The organism is uncultured Methanobrevibacter sp. (assembly GCF_947170395.1).
Classification (GTDB): Archaea; Methanobacteriota; Methanobacteria; order Methanobacteriales; family Methanobacteriaceae; genus Methanocatella.
Genome location: NZ_CAMVTE010000040.1, coordinates 1 through 15,742, shown reverse-complemented (window position 1 = coordinate 15,742; position 15,742 = coordinate 1). Strand labels below are relative to the sequence as shown.

The window sequence follows — 15,742 nt, the reverse complement described above, 5'->3', positions numbered from 1 at the left end:
GAAGAAAGAAAAATCTCCGGTGAAGACATGATCTTTGTTGAAGAATGCAGCGGCGCTAAATCCGTAACCTTATTCGTAAGAGGAAGTACCAAACACATTGTAGACGAAATTGTAAGAGCAATTGAAGATGCAATCGGTGTAGTAGCAGCTACTGTAGAAGATGACAAAGTTGTTGCTGGTGGAGGAGCTCCTGAAATCGCAATGGCTAAAAAACTTAAAGACTACGCAGAATCCATCTCTGGAAGAGAACAATTAGCTGTAAACGCATTTGCAGAAGCTTTAGAAATCGTACCAAAAACCTTAGCTGAAAACGCAGGTTTAGACAGCATCGACTCCTTAGTAGACTTAAGAGCAGCACAAGAAGACTCCTACTACATGGGATTAGATGTATTCACTGGTGAAGTAGCAGACATGAAAGAAGCTGGTGTAATTGAACCTAAACGTGTCAAAAAACAAGCTATCCAATCTGCATCTGAAGCAGCTGAAATGATTTTAAGAATTGACGATGTAATTGCATCAACCAAAGGCCCTGAAGACATGGGTATGGATCCTTCCGCAATGGGCGGAATGCCTCCAATGATGTAAATTTAAAGAAATTTTTATAATTTCTTTTCTTTTTTTATTTTTATGAAAGACAGACTTTTTTTCCTATCATCAGTTAATGATGAAGTGTATTATCTCAATGACACTATTTTTGTTAAATTCAATGTTCGCCGTAATGGAATTTCGACATCCAAACTGAACGGCGGATTTTCGTCTAATTTTCAGGGTGTTTTTAACCATCATTTATCTCAGGAAAACATTGATTATCTCGAAAACCACGATGTCGGTGATTATTTAATTCAGAAATGTTGGGAACTGAATATTGATTCTGCTTATTCCACAGGACTCATTACTTTAGCTGAGATGAAAAACGTAAGTATTGTAACAAAAGCTTTTGAGGGTTTGGAAGTTGTTGCATTAACTACTGCAGGTGTCAGAACTAATGCTTCAAGAGCAGGAGATCCCTCATCATTTTGTGAGAAAAACGGCAAGTTCGGTACAATCAATACGATCATTTTAATAAATGCCAAGTTGGCTCATGAAACATTGCTTGAGGCTTTCATGACTGCAACAGAGGCTAAAACTGTAGCTTTAAATGATTTGAAAATCCCCTCACAATACTCCAACGGTTATGCAACAGGAACAGGAACCGACGGATTATGCATCTTTTCCAATTTGGATTCTTCAAACAATCTGACAAATGCCGGAAAACATTCAAAGCTAGGTGAACTGATTGGTTTGGCGGTAATTGAATCTGTCAGAAAGGCAGTTAGAAAACAAGTTTGGATTGGTCCGATATCTCAATCAAATGCATTGGTTAGGTTAAACAGGTATTCATTGGATATCAATGAGTTCTATGATAATTTGGACTGTGACAAATTTGATTTTATTTGCCAACTTCAAAAAGAAATGAAAAAACAGGATAATGTTGCAGTTACAACTTCCGTTTTAAATCTGATGGATGAAGTCGAATGCGGATTGCTTGACTGTGAAGCCGGCCTTAAACAGGCCAAAAAAATAATAAAAGAAAATTGCAATAGTTATCCAATTAAAACGTTATTGGACTATTGGATAAACTATTTCATTCGTTAATCGGGTTAAATTCAATTAACTCGCCATTGTCTTGAACTATTTTTGCAATTGACTCTTCTGCAGTGGATAATTTTTGATTGCATATTTTGACAAGTTGCATTGCTTTTCCAAACTCATCAATAGCATCATCCAATGGCACATCTCCATTTTCCAATTTGTTAACGATTTCCTCTAATTTTTCCAAACTTTCTTCAAAAGTTAAATTTTCCATTTATATCACCTTGGTATTTATAGTTCCATCATCAAATTCAACATCTAATTTGTCTCCAGACTTAACATCATTAACGGAAGAGATTACCTTGTCTTCAACCTTGGCTATTGAATAACCTCTTTTTAATGTTAAAAGCGGATTTAAAACTTCCAGTTTTGCAATATTTTTTCCAAGATTTTCCTTTTTCATTTTTGTTATTTCACAGGGATTTTTCAAAACATTCCTGTTTTCCAGTTTGAACAATTTGGTTTTATTTTCAGTGATAATATTTTTGGATGAAAACTCCAATTTATCCACTAACTTATCCAAAGTCATCCTCTGCATTTCATAGATGTTTTCGGGATGTTTGAAAATCTGTTTTTGTGAAATATTCTCTAATCGGGTTCTGTTATAATCAATTTTATTGTTAATGTTTTTGTTCAGGTTGGCTGAGAGTTGGCTAACTCTGTATTTCACTTCATTTAGTTCGGGAACCGCTATCATCCCGGCATCTGTCGGAGTATGGGCTCTTTTATCAGCCACATAATCCGATATTGTCCAGTCGATTTCATGTCCGACAGCACTTATCACAGGAGTTTCACATTCATAAATTGCTCTTGCAACAATCTCTTCGTTAAATGACCATAAATCCTCAATGCTTCCGCCTCCTCTTCCCACAATTAGGGTGTCCAGGTTATAGTTTTGAGCATTTCTGATTTGCCTTACTATATTCGATGCGGCCTGGTCTCCCTGCACGAGCGTTGAAAATACAAGGACTTCACATATCGGATATCTTCTTTTGATGGTTTTTATGATGTCCCTTATGGCAGCGCCTGTCTGTGCAGTGACAACTCCAATTCTTTTCGGATATCTGGGAATTTCCTTTTTATGAGCATCATCAAATAAACCTTCTGTGTCAAGCTTTTTTTTCAACTGTTCAAATGCAATGTGCAGTGCTCCAAGACCATCTTCAGTAATTCTTGCGGCAAACAGCTGATAGTTTCCATTTTTTTCATAAACTTCAACCTTGCCTTTGACGATTACTTTCATACCGTTTTGCGGTTCGAATTTAAGTGATCTTTTATATGTTCTAAACATTACAGCACTGATTTGGGATTTTTCATCTTTTAGGGTAAAATAACTGTGTCCGCTTGGGTATGTTTTGAAATTTGATACTTCTCCCTTGATGTAGATGTTTTTTAATTTCCCATCCATTTTCAGCTTTCTGTTGATGTATGAGTTTACCTGAGATACTGTCAAGTATTCTTCTTGCATAAATTCACCTTAATGTTGTTGTTATTATGTTGATTATAATAAATACAATTTGTCATTAAAAAAGCAATATTGAAGTCATATCTGTTCGCAGAAGAAGGTAAATATATTTTAAACTGAAAATACTAATATTATATTAGATTAAAATTTATGGTGACTTTATGAGAATTAAAGATGAATTGTTTGGTAAAGAAGTTTTGGATGCAGATATTCAAATTGTAGGAAAGGTTTCCGATGTTGTTTTTGATAAGGACACTTTTGAAATCACTGATATAGTACTTAAAAAGACAGGATTTTCAGAACAAATCAAAGCTAGTGAAAATATGATTCCGATGGAACTTGTAAAAGTCATTGGAGATAAGATTTTGCTTAAGGGCGAAGATGATATATAACTGATTTTCATGGTTTCCAAAGAGTATTTGATTGATTTGTTAAAGGAAAACGAAGTATTTTTAGAAGGCGATTTCACATTGTCTTCCGGAAAGAAAAGTAACTACTACATTAACATGAAAAAGGCCATTACGGAACCTGAAATATTGTCTACAATTTCAAAACTGATCAGTGAAAAGATAGCCGAAGACAATATTGATAAAGTTGCAGGTCCTGCTTTGGGTGCAGTTCCAATAGCTACTGCAGTTTCACTTGAGTCAAAACTTCCATTGCTTATGATTCGCAAAGAAAAGAAAGGATACGGTACATCCAAACTTATCGAAGGTGAATTGAATGAAGGTGATGATGTGATTGTTGTGGAGGACGTTTCAACAACAGGCGGGTCACTTCTCAAAGCAATCAGAGCCATCCAGGATAACGGAGGTAATGTAAAAAGAGCTTTCGTTGTTGTTGACAGGCAGGAAGGTGCAATTGAAGAATTTGAAAAAGCAGGAATTAAATTGGAACCTTTAATAATTGTCAACGAATTTTTCGATTAAAAAAAGAAAAAAAATGATGAAAATAATTTTCATCATTACTTAATTTATAATTTTATTTTTTCATATGATGAACTATATGTGGCAGTTCCCCGATTATCAGTTCCAATGCTGTTTTAACAGCATTAGGTGATCCCGGCATGGAAAAAATGACGCTTGTTTTATAAATTCCTGCAGTTGCTCTTGAGAGTAATGCTGCAGCGCCAATTTCTTCATAGGATTTTGCCCTAAACAGTTCACCGAACCCGTCTATTTTCTTTTCAAAAAGTGATTCAACAGTTTCAACAGTGATGTCACGGGATGCAAGTCCTGTTCCACCGGTTGTTAAAATAACATCAATATCTTCCTTTACCATATTTTCTATAGCATTTAACAAATCATCCTTTTCATCCGGAATAAGACTTCTGGATTTCAGGATGTATCTTTTTTCTATTTCTTCTGCTATATATTGGCCTGATAAATCTACTTTTTTTGACTTTCGGCTGTCACTTAAAGTTATTACTCCACATATTATGTCTTTAGAAGATTCGTTTTGATGTTGTTTTGATGTATCACTTTCCATTTACATAACCACGCATTTCATTATTTGAGATTTTCTTTAATTATCATATATTCTTCCAAGTTTTTAATTAATTTATCGCTTGGGAAATATGAATAATTACTTCCAAATTTCACTCTAACAAAATACTCATGTTCACATATAATATCCAGATGATATGTAACTGTTTTATAATCTAGACCTAAAGCTTTTGCCAGTTGATTTGCATTTTTTGGTTCGTTTATTATTTCATCTATAATTCTTACGGTATTTTTTCCACCGTGTCTAATTACTATCAAAGAATATAATTCTTTATTTTTCGGGATTGTTATTTCATGGATATTACCTGCGATCAGATTGCTCACCTCTCAAACAGTTTTATTATTGATAATGCCCATTTTTTGGCGTCATCATCTTTAGCTATCAATATCTGGGAATCATCATAATGTCCATCTTTAAAGAATAGGGTTAAAGATATGAATTCCTCAGAATATGTCAAGAATATTTTAAAATTTTTGTCAGTGACTGTTGTATTTACTTTTTTATTTTCAAGTAATTCCTTTTCGAATAACCTGTTTTTTTTAATGGAGTTATATATTTCCTCACTAACGATCAATTCTAATTTTTTCAATTTACCTTTATTTAGAAGATCAATAATATGTTTAAAATGATTTTCTGAATAGATTGGCAGCAATATTGTCAGTTCCTTCGCTTTTGATATCAATTTGATGTATCTGTTGAATGCAATTGACAAATCACTAGTTGTTGAACTGATATATTCGCCATTCTTTAAAAGGTAAACGTTTCTGATTATTTCCTCAGGAATGTCTGACAAATCATGATTATTCCAGAATATTTCGCTCTTGCTTAAGCTATACCAGTTGTCGATAAGTTTAATCATGTTGGCTGTCAATAAATATCCGTTTGAAGTTAACTCGTAATATTTTTGAGCCTTCCGCATTAAATTTATCGATTCTAGTTCTTTAAGCCCATGCAGTATTGTTGCAGAAGGCTTTTTTAACTCGTTTCTTAGTTCATCTAAGTTTTTAGGATTATCATATACGGCTAAAAGTAATTTAGTGCGCATACTTGATGTCAATATGTATTTGACATCCTTAAATTCTTTTGTTAGTTCTTTTTTGGTTTGAGCGCTGGTCATAATACCACCTTGTGTTTCACGTGTTTAAATAAGTCCTCTGCCCAGGCATATGATTTTTTATCATCTGAGATTAGGATTCTATTTTGGTCAAAGCTTCCATCATTTTTAAATAGCCCTAAGCTCATTGTATCGTCACAGAGTGTCAGATACAAATTCAAATCGTCACGTACTGGGTACACCTTTAACTTTCCCCTGCCGGTTGCATCTCGTTTCAATCTTTCATCGATTGGTGTTAAAATGGCTTTAACAATTCCTTTAGGTAAAATTAATTCTACAGAACCGTTATTTTTCAAAATGCCTTCAATCAATTTTGGATATTCTGGATGTAGGTAAGGAAATATTGCCTTAACATTTTTTGACTTAACTAATTGTTTTTTAATTGTGTTGTGGGTTTTGTAAATGTCGATTGGTGTTGTTTCAATCAGTTTGCAATTTTTTAAGTCATTGATGTTTCGCATTGAATCAAGACTCATCAGTTTGAGATTGTGCTTGTCCCAAAATGAGTTGTAATTCTTGATTATTTCAATGCTTTTTTTAAAGTCGATTAATGTTTTAAAGTAAATTTTAGCCATTGGATCAACGTAGTATATCCCATCAACTTTTTTGATGTAGTTATTTTCCTCTAATTTTGTTATATTGCTTGATACGGAACTATAGGTAATTTTTGTACTTTTAACAAGTCCTTTTACATTGTCTGGGCATTTATTCAGTTCACTGAGAATTTTCATTCTGATTTCTGATTGTGCAAGAAACCGGATTTCATTATCAATTCCATTGTTGACATACATTTTCAGTTGCCTCCATTTTTTCTATTTTGTAAAAATTTTTGAAAATTTCTGGGAATTTTCTGTAATAACAGATTTTTTCATCTAAATTTAAATAGATTTTTCCAATTTTCTCCCAAATCTCTCCCAGATCTTTCCAAATTCTCTCCCAAATTTTTCCCAAACTTGTTCCAAATTTTACCAGACTTTATCCTAATTTTTCATCATTTTCCTTTCAAAATTTCCATTGATTCGTAATTTTGTATTGATAAAGTTTATTAGTGTTTATGATTATAATATTTATTAATGGAAATTTGTTATGTCCTCGATGCCTCCGCATTCATAAATGGGTTTGATTTGACATCTGATAGGAATTTCACAGTCCCTGAAGTAACTGCTGAACTTAAAGATTTTAAATCTCGATTGCTCTTTGATGAAGCCGTTAAATCCGGATTACTGGGTGTCCAAGATGTCCAATCTGAGTATATAATTCGTGTTAATGATATAATATATGTAACTGGTGATAATTTAAGATTATCGATTCCTGACATAAAATTGATAGCTTTGGCATACATGTTGTCACAACAGGGTGAACATGTTAAGGTCATAACTGATGATTATTCTATTCAAAATACCTTAAAAATTATGAATATTCCTTTTGAAGGGGTTCTAACTGAAGGAATCAAAGGAATATATAATTGGAAAAAGGTTTGTGAAGGATGCAAAAAAGAATTCGATGACGATTATCCTTTTGATGATTGTGAAATTTGTGGCTCTAAAATATTTAAAAAAAGGATTAAAATGAGATAATTGTGTTATTTGTTAATTTTATATTAGAATTTCTTCAAATTTGTTGTCCGGTTCAAGGATTATTATATTTTTTTTAGGTGAATAAATGAAGATTGGTGTTGTGGTTCACGGGCCTAATATTATTGATTCTGGCTATGCCTTAAAGTTGATTACTTTACTGTCTGATTATGGTGATGTGTCTGCAAGACTTGGGGGAACAATGGGCAGGACTGCAGTTATAGATGCAAGTCTGGAAAATGTCATAGATATAACCCGTAAACTGGTGCCTAGTGACTCATTAAAGATATTTCACGATGATGGTGTAGATATGATATTTCTGCTTAATTATGGAAAATCCGATGTAACCGGTCAGGTTTTCGGATATAAGGTCTACAATCATTTTACAGAAAAAATTGATGAAAATAACATTCCAATCATTCAGATTGAAAGGCCTGGTGAGATTGACGGCAGTATAATACCATGGAATAATGATTTAGACATTGTCAATGAGCTGTCAGCCAAACTTAATTTGGATGTTGTAACTCCAGAAGAGGTGTATGACAATCATATCAGACAGGATAATGCAGGTCTTAACCAGAGGATAGTTCATGGAGTCAGCCCGGGCGAAAATATTATGGTGAATAGTGTTGTTATCGGAAAAACAGATTCGGATAAACTTGTTTTAATAGCTAAAGACAATCATATTGTTGATATTGTCGGAGGCGAATTAAAGGAGCATGGGCTTGAAAAATTGGGTGAAGTTGACCTGGACAGAGCCATTATAAAAACAGGTCTTTTAAGGCATGCCAAGGTTACACCAAGAGTCATTTCAAAAAATGGCAGTGATGATTTTTCAATTGCTTTTTTAGATCATGCCGGTGAAGACGTTTATAAATTCAGAAATTGCGGTGCGGTTATAACAATAGGTGATGATACAACTTTGATATCTTCCGACATTCTGTACCGATTTGATATACCTATAATCGGAATAACTGATGGGGATTTGGACAAGGTTGTCGAAGATGGATTCAAGGCTAAAAATTCTTATATCTTTGAAGTTGAAAGTGGTTTTGATGATGTCTGCGGCAAAGAAATTGAAAGGATAATTTTCACTGACAATCTGATATGTCGTGACTTTTCAGATATTGATGAAGTCAAGGATAAAATCGTTGAAATAATAAATAATATTAATTGCAAATACAAAATTAATTATATTGACTAAATTAGGGCGTGTAATTTTGGATTTTGAAAATCTTGTAAAATCTATTCAGGAATTTAAAGGCGTATCCCGTAAAAGTTCAATCGATAATGTAATTTCCCTTTTAAATGAAGCATATAATGTTTCAGGAGATGTTGTAATTGACATTGGGGATGATGCTTCAGCCATAGATATTGGAAACAATCAGGTCATGCTGATTGCCGCCGATGGAATTTGGGGAGATATCATGAATGTCAACCCTTACTGGGCAGGATATTGTTCTGTTCTGGTAAATGTAAATGATATTGCAGCAATGGGTGGAAAACCGTTGGCTATGGTAAATATAATGTCAATAAGCAATGATGAGATTTATGAAGATTTGTTAAACGGGATTCGTGACGGATGCCTGAAGTTTGGTGTTCCTATGGTTGGAGGACACCTGCACCCTGATGGTGAAGTGGATTCATTGGGTGTGGCTATTGTGGGTATTGCTCAAAAGGATAAGATAATTACCAGTTTTGGTGCTGAAGTCGGTGACAAGGTAATTGTGGCAATAGATCTTGATGGGAAGCCTCATGAAATGTTTAGCCTAAACTGGGATACAACATACGATAAGGATGCAAAGCTCGTTCAGGATCAGATTACTGCTGTTCAATATTTGGCTGAAAACGATTACATCAAATCCGGTAAGGACATTTCAAATCCTGGAATTTTAGGTACATTAGAGATGCTTTTGGAAACATCCAAAAAAGGTGCCGTCGTAAATCTTGAAGACATTCCAAGAAATGAAAGTGTTGAATGGATAGATTGGCTTAGATCATACCCCGGTTCAGGATTTGTTTTTACAGCCGGTGAAGATAAATGCGATTACATTAAGGAATATCTGGCAAAATATTCCATTGAAGCGGAAGTTGTAGGTGAAGTGGTAGATTCAAATTCTCTGGTTTTAAATTATCGAGAAGAACAGCTTGAAGTTTTCAATCAGGATAAAAACCCGGTATTCATTTTCAGATGATATTATGTATCAGAATTTCTATTGATGGCTGTTCGTTTGATAGAATGCCTTAATTGAATATTCTGGATTTTGTCGCATTAAACTCAATGGATAATGATTATAACGGTTATTTGGTAAAATCACAAAATGTAAATATGGAAAAGTAGTTTGTCGTGAGGTGTTATTTTTGGATTTTGGAAGCATTGTATCAAATTCTTTAAAGTATCCTTTTAGAAATATCAAGAAATTGCCGATTCTTTTTGTTCTGTTTATATTGGTTGCTATCATTCCGATTGGGATGGTATATGACAATAGATATGTTGTAGCCATTGGAGCAATATCATTCTTTTTATTTGTTCTTCTTGTTCCGGGATATTTGTTTTCCATGGTTCAGATAGGTTTAAATGAATCATCCATGTTTCCTTCATTAAGTTTTGGGAAGACCATATATGACACCCTTCGAGTATTGGTCTTAAGAATAGTCTATATGATTGTTCCTGCAGCGGTATTTTTCATTGTTATGTCCACATTTGGAGTGTCAACCATGGATTTACTGTCTGATTTAAAATTAATTAGTTTTTTAATTACCTTGGGTTTAATTTTCATTGTCATTTTGGTTACCTACATTGTATTTGAATTCTTGCTGTTTTTTGCAAAGGCGAGATTGGCATATTTAAACAGTCTGTCTGAAGCTTTAAAAATTCATAAGGTAATTATTGACATTAAAAACATTGGTATTGGCAATATAATCAAATGGATATTGTTCATGGCAGTTTTGATGGTTGCCGTTTCATTTATTTCTTCATGGGTAATTGCAATTCCGTATGTGGGATTTATAGTCTATCTCGTTGTCATCATTCCACTGCTTGAAAGTATAGGCAACTACTCTTTGGGATTGCTGTATTCAAACATTACAGATAAGGAAGATGACTTGGATACTATTGAAAGGGAAATTGAAGCTTTAAAATATTTAAATTAAAAAGATTAAGGATTACACCTTTTGCAAGGCACGTATCCCTGATTGATTGCTTCATCCCTGCTTGAGAAAAATACCTTGTTTCCTTCAGACATTTTACTCACGCTGCTGCAGCTTGAAACGTGGAATTTTCCGCTGTTTGCATTTCCAACGTAACTTCCGGAACTTGAATGGGAACTGTCAGCAGAAGAGCTGCTGGTCGAAGATGAGCTGTGTGAACTGGCAACAGGGGTATCGCTGTTTGCCCAACTGTATGGATAAAATTCGCTTGGCGGCATGTACATGATTTCTGCAAGGCCTTCTTTTAAAAGCATTTCGTTTAGATTTTTGCCGTCAACAATAACAACGGCCAATGTACGTCCATAACGGTCTGTGTGTTTTGAATCGTCAACGTCGAGACCTACCTGTTTGTTTAAACAGAGTTTTTGAACAAAATTTTTCGAGGTAATATACCCTTCAACGCCTCTTTCAGGGGTATTGACGCCAACCAGACGCACTTTTTCACCAGTGTCCAAGTAAATGGTATCTCCATCAACCACTTTTGTACAGACTCCTGTTTTTTCGACATGGCAGTTGGTGTTGGAATATTTGCTTAAAATATCTGATGCAGACACATCCGAATACTTGGAGCTTGGAATGTTGTGGGAAAAGCCAGTTCCGGTGTATGCGCTGGCTATTGACATGGCTCCAAGAGCAAGTATAAATATTATTGCCAAACAAAGAACATGTTTTTTTGTAATGGTCATAGTTTTCCCTCCTTATAATATTGTTATCATCATGTGTTAATATAATTTTTGAATTTAAAATAAATAATTATTTAATATAGTGAAATTATAAATATATAATATTAAAAATTCTTATTAGGAGATTGTATGTTAATTAAAATTAATGGAGAAGAAATAGACGTGGCGGAAGGTTCTTCAATACAGGACGTAATTGACAAAACCAACGCCCCATATACTCCTGGTAGTATTGTTTGTTTGATTAAAGGTAAAAAGGAACTTGAGAAAAATATAAGCAAATATAAAATTAAAACAAATAAGGGTTCTATAATCATCAAACTAGATGAATCTGAAGAGGCAAAGCCTTTGATTGATGTATGGAAAAGTCAATATGAGGAATTTGTCGATTTGGATATAAGATGGTCAACTCCTACTGAAGTTGCTATCGGACCTATTGTAACTGATTTGGAACCTACTTCTGATGAATACAAGTATTATGAGGGAGATGTTGTTTTAAGTTTATCTAGTTTTAGTAATGAGTCTACTCATTTGATAATGCTTAAGGAGAATACAACCAATGTTTACAGTGTCCCTCCATACAACAAGGGTATATTTGCCCGTGTTATTGGTGGTAAAAAAACTTTGGAAAACCTTACTGATGATGATACCGTAACAGGCATCGAACCGATTATCGAGAGAAGCACATCAACGGATAGCGCATCAACTTCTGATTTGAGCACTATTCTTGAAGAAGGCAATGAATTATATACATATATTTCTTTTGATATAGATGAGGATTCTCCGGTTTGCGTGGAACATCTGTTTTCCATAATTAAAGATGGCAGAATCAAGGTTTCTTTTGACAGTGAGTCATTTTTAGGATTTTATGACTTGGAAGGTCTTGACAAACCTAAGGAGAATACCACTCAAAGACTTAGAGGAACAATTACTGTCAGAAATGAAGGACAAGGTGTAGGAAAAATTTTCATTTATCGTGAAAACAGGGTTTTAACTCCAAACCACACAACTGTTGGAAAGATTGTTAAAGGTATGGAGCTAATTGATATAGCCAAAGAAAACGATTTCATTACTGTTAAATCAGAACAGCAAAGATTAGTATTATTAAATCAAACTCAGGCAAATGCTTCAAAACTATTATCCGAAGCAGGTGTTGAACATTTAATAGATGGATTGATTGACGATGATGCTATTGTCATCGAGCAGAATCCAAAACATACAATCGATATCCTAAGAGAAGGTCAGGTAATAACAAAATCTATTAAAAAAGAAGAAATATGTAAAATTAAATTCGCTGATAATGCACCAAGGTCTGTCAGATATTTCAAACTTTTATCCGGTCTTATGGAAAACCCTGTTGGTCAGATTAAGGTTCACTTTGCCGTGCCGGGTATGCATATAGTTATTTTTGAAGGAGATACGAAAGCCGCAAAAGGTTTAATCCCTGAAAATAACCCTGTGGACAAGGTTATTAGAGGCCAAATCGGTATTACAAACATGTCTGCAAAAAGTGCTGGTTTGATTGGTGTGAGATTTGAAGATAATGTGGAATTTGGACCTACCGCTGAAACATTTGGAGCAACAAATATTGTTGGCGAAATTGTTTCCGATTATGATTATCTTGAAAAGTTAAAAGAGGGAGTTGTAGTTTATGTCACAGAATCTAACAATGAGTCCTGATTTGGGTAAAGAGGATTGGGACCCTGATGTAATTACTAGAATGATTTTTATTGGGCCTGGAGCTCATGTAAGTGAACAGGAAATTGTCAGTGAGTTCCACTTGCTTGATTTGCCGCTCACTATAAAGAACACTTGCTACGGATCAATGATCAGTGGTAAAAGTGAAGATGTTTACAAAGCTATTGAGGAAATAAGAAAGCTTGACCCAAATCACATTTTCACTAAGGAAAGAGGTTTTGCTCCCGGAGACCCTAGAAGATGCAGAGGTCACAGATTCGGACCTAGGGAAGGATTCCACCAGATGGAAAAAGAATACAGAATTCTTGGTTTTGTTGCAGAAGCTTTGGAAAATCCAAAAGAAGTGGAATTAGAAGAGAAAAAACCAATTGACGTTGACGAATTTGAAAAAATCATGAATGAATGTTTAGAAAATAAAGAATAGGTGAAAATATGGTTAAAATAGCTGTTTATCCTCCAAACTCATTAATTTTGGCAGATTTACTTGAAAGGAAAGGTCATACTCCTTTAGTTCTTCAAAAACAAATTAGACAAAAAATCAAAGATCCGGAAATTGATTCTCCACCAATGAACATTACTGAAGACGACCCTATTAAAGGTCTTAAATATGCTGCAATTGAAGTTCCTTCAGGTGTTCGTGGAAGAATGTCCATTATAGGGCCGCTTATAGATGAAGCGGAAGCAGCAATTGTTGTTGATGGTGCACCTTACGGTTTCGGATGTATTGGTTGTGCAAGAACTAATGAACTTTCAATATTCTTACTTAGAAACAAAGATATTCCAGTTCTGGAATTGGATTATCCTACCAATCAGGATGAAACATATGTTATGGTAAATAAAATAAATGAATTTGTAGATTCACTAGAAGAAACTGCTGAGGAGGAATAATAATATGGTTAAAATTGCTTTAGTTTCATGTGGAACAGAATATAGTGGAATTCAAAAGGAAATTGAAAAGGCAGCAAACAAATTTGGTGCAGAAATTGTTCTTCCTGAAATCGATTTGGATTACATTGATGAATCTTATGAAAAATTTGGATTTTCAGCTCAAAGTTCAAGTTTGAAATTAATGATTGCAAGAGCTATGGCTATTGTTGAAGGCAGATCCAAACCTGATGCAGTATTTATTGCAACCTGTTTTAGATGTGCCGAAGCTGCATTGGTTAGAAATGAAGTCAGACGTTTTATCCAAAACAATACTCGTATTCCAGTTGTAACTTATTCATTCACTGAGAGAACAAAAGCTGATGAATTGTTTATCCGTATGGAAGCATTAGCTACCACAGTAACTCGTAGAAGTATTCTTGCCCGTGAAAAACAGGAAGGACTTACTCTTGGTTTGGACTCCGGTTCAACCACAACAAAAGCTGTTCTTATGGAAAATAACCAGGTTATTGGAACCGGTTGGACATCCACTAAAGACATCATTGAATCTGCTAAAACAGCTGCTGCTGAAGCATTTTCACAAACCGATTACGATTGGGATGATTTGGATGGTATTGGTACCACAGGTTATGGTAGGTTCACCATGGGTCAGGAATTTGGTGCTGAACTCATACAAGAGGAATTGTCTGTCAATGCAAAAGGGGCAGTTTATCTTGCAGATTGTCAAAAAGGAGAAGCTACCGTATTAGATATTGGTGGTATGGATAACAAGGTGATTACTGTTAACAATGGTATTCCGGACAACTTTACTATGGGTGGTATATGTGCCGGTGCGTCCGGAAGATTTTTGGATATGACTTCCCGTAGGTTGGATGTGGACATTACCGAATTGGGTCCTCTTGCGGTACAGGGTGACTGGAGAAAAGCAATGCTGAATTCCTACTGTATTGTATTCGGTATTCAGGACCTTGTTACTACACTTGCGGCAGGCGGTTCAAAAGCTGATGTTGCTGCAGCTGCATGTCATTCCGTATCAGAACAGGTTTATGAACAGCAACTTCAGGAAATTGACATCCGTGAACCTTTAATTCAAGTAGGTGGAACAAGTCTGATTTCCGGACTTGTTGAAGCGGTAAGTGAAACCTTGGGTGGAATTGAAGTTATTGTTCCTGAATACTCTCAACATATTGGGGCTGTAGGGGCTGCTCTTTTAGTATCTGGAATGGGACACAGACAAGATAACAAATAAATGTAATTTTAGGGTGATTTGATGTTAGTTGAATGCTATGATGAAAAAGGTGCAGAAGTTTATGAAATCATCATAAAGCAAATATTTCAGGATTTGGTTTTAGGAAGTTCTGTTGATGATTTGAAAGCTTATGTTAATCCTGATGACCCTGTATTTGTCTTAGCCATTAAAATGAGAAAAACTTCAAAGGCAATCACTTTTGAAGAGGTCGCTAATTTGTCTTATGTTAAAGCTGAAGACATTACAAGAATTATCATTGATGATGAAAACTACCTTCCAAATATTTTAAAGCAATTGTGGATGAGATTTTCAAGGGATGAAATCTACCAGCCAAACAGATATCAGCTTGAAATTGAAGGTGACCATTCAGATTTAAAAACAATAATTGTCGATGATCCACACTCAAACTTACAAAGGAGAATCTATGATGCAATCTTTAGGATACTCCCTGAAGGTTTTAAAATAATTAAAGACATGTCGACAGAGGATATTGTCGCAGTCGTGGCTACCGATGAATTAATTGCTGATGCATGGATTGAAAAAGCCAATGAGTATATTGATGAGTTAAATAATGGCAGATAGAAAACTTTATATATTCGTTCGTATCAATACAAATTAACAGGAGTTATATTTTTGGAGAAGTGATATTATGGCTGAACATAAAGGTTCAAGATTTGCACATATAACTAAAGCACATCCATGTTTTAATGAAAAAATGCATGATAAAGT

At 34.7% G+C, this 15,742-nt stretch carries 21 protein-coding genes; 13 read left to right on the top strand and 8 right to left on the bottom strand.

The annotated features are described in order from the left end of the window. Together Q0W04_RS09440 and Q0W04_RS09435 are read left to right on the top strand one after the other, a co-directional pair. On the top strand, positions 1-585 hold a 585-nt coding region (locus Q0W04_RS09440; RefSeq protein WP_298502549.1), incomplete at its 5' end, for a TCP-1/cpn60 chaperonin family protein. A 42-nt stretch (positions 586-627) separates the two neighbouring features. Then, positions 628-1,635 (top strand): adenosylcobinamide amidohydrolase, encoded by a 1,008-nt coding sequence (locus Q0W04_RS09435; protein ID WP_298502546.1) that lies wholly within the window; start codon positions 628-630, stop codon positions 1,633-1,635. Here the strand turns inward: Q0W04_RS09435 and Q0W04_RS09430 are convergent. Together Q0W04_RS09430 and xseA are read right to left on the bottom strand one after the other, a co-directional pair. After that, positions 1,625-1,846: an exodeoxyribonuclease VII small subunit gene (locus Q0W04_RS09430; protein WP_298502543.1), complete on the bottom strand. Its 222-nt coding sequence runs from the start codon at positions 1,844-1,846 to the stop codon at positions 1,625-1,627. The two genes, Q0W04_RS09435 and Q0W04_RS09430, sit on opposite strands and share 11 nt — an antisense overlap. Then, positions 1,847-3,100, bottom strand: a complete 1,254-nt coding sequence (xseA, locus tag Q0W04_RS09425; protein ID WP_298502540.1) for an exodeoxyribonuclease VII large subunit — start codon at positions 3,098-3,100, stop codon at positions 1,847-1,849. Between the two features lie 158 nt (positions 3,101-3,258). Between xseA and Q0W04_RS09420 the strand changes: the two genes are divergently transcribed. Next, positions 3,259-3,489 (top strand): PRC-barrel domain-containing protein, encoded by a 231-nt coding sequence (locus Q0W04_RS09420; protein ID WP_298502536.1) that lies wholly within the window; start codon positions 3,259-3,261, stop codon positions 3,487-3,489. 9 nt (positions 3,490-3,498) lie between these two features. After that, positions 3,499-4,026 carry an orotate phosphoribosyltransferase gene (pyrE, locus tag Q0W04_RS09415; protein WP_298502534.1) on the top strand — a complete coding sequence of 176 codons (528 nt, stop codon included), beginning with the start codon at positions 3,499-3,501 and terminating at the stop codon, positions 4,024-4,026. A 52-nt stretch (positions 4,027-4,078) separates the two neighbouring features. On the opposite strand, the gene Q0W04_RS09410 is transcribed toward pyrE, so the two are convergent. From Q0W04_RS09410 to Q0W04_RS09390, 5 genes are read right to left on the bottom strand one after another with little or no spacing between them, the layout of a single operon-like run. Then, positions 4,079-4,585 carry a molybdenum cofactor biosynthesis protein B gene (locus tag Q0W04_RS09410; protein ID WP_298502531.1) on the bottom strand — a complete coding sequence of 169 codons (507 nt, stop codon included), beginning with the start codon at positions 4,583-4,585 and terminating at the stop codon, positions 4,079-4,081. Between the two features lie 20 nt (positions 4,586-4,605). Continuing rightward, positions 4,606-4,926 carry a helix-turn-helix domain-containing protein gene (locus Q0W04_RS09405; protein WP_298502529.1) on the bottom strand — a complete coding sequence of 107 codons (321 nt, stop codon included), beginning with the start codon at positions 4,924-4,926 and terminating at the stop codon, positions 4,606-4,608. Then, positions 4,923-5,720 (bottom strand): winged helix-turn-helix domain-containing protein, encoded by a 798-nt coding sequence (locus tag Q0W04_RS09400; protein ID WP_298502526.1) that lies wholly within the window; start codon positions 5,718-5,720, stop codon positions 4,923-4,925. Before Q0W04_RS09400 ends, Q0W04_RS09405 begins: the two co-directional genes overlap by 4 nt. Then, on the bottom strand, positions 5,717-6,508 hold the full coding sequence (locus tag Q0W04_RS09395) for a winged helix-turn-helix domain-containing protein (RefSeq protein WP_298502524.1): 792 nt from the start codon (positions 6,506-6,508) through the stop codon (positions 5,717-5,719). Before Q0W04_RS09395 ends, Q0W04_RS09400 begins: the two co-directional genes overlap by 4 nt. Then, entirely contained in the window at positions 6,486-6,668 is a 183-nt protein-coding gene (locus Q0W04_RS09390; protein WP_298502521.1) for a hypothetical protein, read from the bottom strand. Before Q0W04_RS09390 ends, Q0W04_RS09395 begins: the two co-directional genes overlap by 23 nt. Before the next feature lie 122 nt (positions 6,669-6,790). Between Q0W04_RS09390 and Q0W04_RS09385 the strand changes: the two genes are divergently transcribed. The 4 genes from Q0W04_RS09385 (at position 6,791) to Q0W04_RS09370 (ending at position 10,444) form a co-directional block, all read left to right on the top strand. Continuing rightward, complete coding sequence (locus Q0W04_RS09385) at positions 6,791-7,294, top strand: type II toxin-antitoxin system VapC family toxin (protein ID WP_298502518.1); 504 nt, start codon at positions 6,791-6,793, stop codon at positions 7,292-7,294. Between the two features lie 85 nt (positions 7,295-7,379). Then, positions 7,380-8,495: a DUF2117 domain-containing protein gene (locus Q0W04_RS09380; RefSeq protein WP_298502515.1), complete on the top strand. Its 1,116-nt coding sequence runs from the start codon at positions 7,380-7,382 to the stop codon at positions 8,493-8,495. A 16-nt stretch (positions 8,496-8,511) separates the two neighbouring features. Next, on the top strand, positions 8,512-9,486 hold the full coding sequence (locus Q0W04_RS09375; RefSeq protein WP_298502512.1) for a methanogenesis marker 2 protein: 975 nt from the start codon (positions 8,512-8,514) through the stop codon (positions 9,484-9,486). Between the two features lie 166 nt (positions 9,487-9,652). Next, positions 9,653-10,444 carry a DUF4013 domain-containing protein gene (locus Q0W04_RS09370; RefSeq protein WP_298502509.1) on the top strand — a complete coding sequence of 264 codons (792 nt, stop codon included), beginning with the start codon at positions 9,653-9,655 and terminating at the stop codon, positions 10,442-10,444. 5 nt (positions 10,445-10,449) lie between these two features. On the opposite strand, the gene Q0W04_RS09365 is transcribed toward Q0W04_RS09370, so the two are convergent. Next, positions 10,450-11,187, bottom strand: coding sequence for a thermonuclease family protein (locus Q0W04_RS09365; RefSeq protein ID WP_298502507.1), 738 nt, complete (start codon positions 11,185-11,187; stop codon positions 10,450-10,452). Positions 11,188-11,313: 126 nt separating this feature from the next. Here Q0W04_RS09365 and Q0W04_RS09360 point away from each other — a divergent pair, with 126 nt between their 5' ends. Genes Q0W04_RS09360 through Q0W04_RS09340 form a run of 5 tightly spaced genes read left to right on the top strand, consistent with a single transcriptional unit; the run spans position 11,314 to position 15,595 of the window. Then, complete coding sequence (locus Q0W04_RS09360; RefSeq protein ID WP_298502504.1) at positions 11,314-12,861, top strand: methanogenesis marker 3 protein; 1,548 nt, start codon at positions 11,314-11,316, stop codon at positions 12,859-12,861. Then, positions 12,833-13,303, top strand: a complete 471-nt coding sequence (locus Q0W04_RS09355; protein WP_298502501.1) for a methanogenesis marker 6 protein — start codon at positions 12,833-12,835, stop codon at positions 13,301-13,303. The genes Q0W04_RS09360 and Q0W04_RS09355 overlap by 29 nt, the downstream gene beginning before the upstream one ends. An 8-nt stretch (positions 13,304-13,311) precedes the next feature. Beyond that, positions 13,312-13,767 carry a methanogenesis marker 5 protein gene (locus tag Q0W04_RS09350; protein ID WP_292808201.1) on the top strand — a complete coding sequence of 152 codons (456 nt, stop codon included), beginning with the start codon at positions 13,312-13,314 and terminating at the stop codon, positions 13,765-13,767. Positions 13,768-13,771: 4 nt separating this feature from the next. Next, positions 13,772-15,013, top strand: a complete 1,242-nt coding sequence (locus Q0W04_RS09345; RefSeq protein ID WP_292808199.1) for a methanogenesis marker 15 protein — start codon at positions 13,772-13,774, stop codon at positions 15,011-15,013. Between the two features lie 21 nt (positions 15,014-15,034). After that, entirely contained in the window at positions 15,035-15,595 is a 561-nt protein-coding gene (locus Q0W04_RS09340; RefSeq protein WP_298502497.1) for a methanogenesis marker 17 protein, read from the top strand. Positions 15,596-15,742 lie beyond the last annotated feature (147 nt).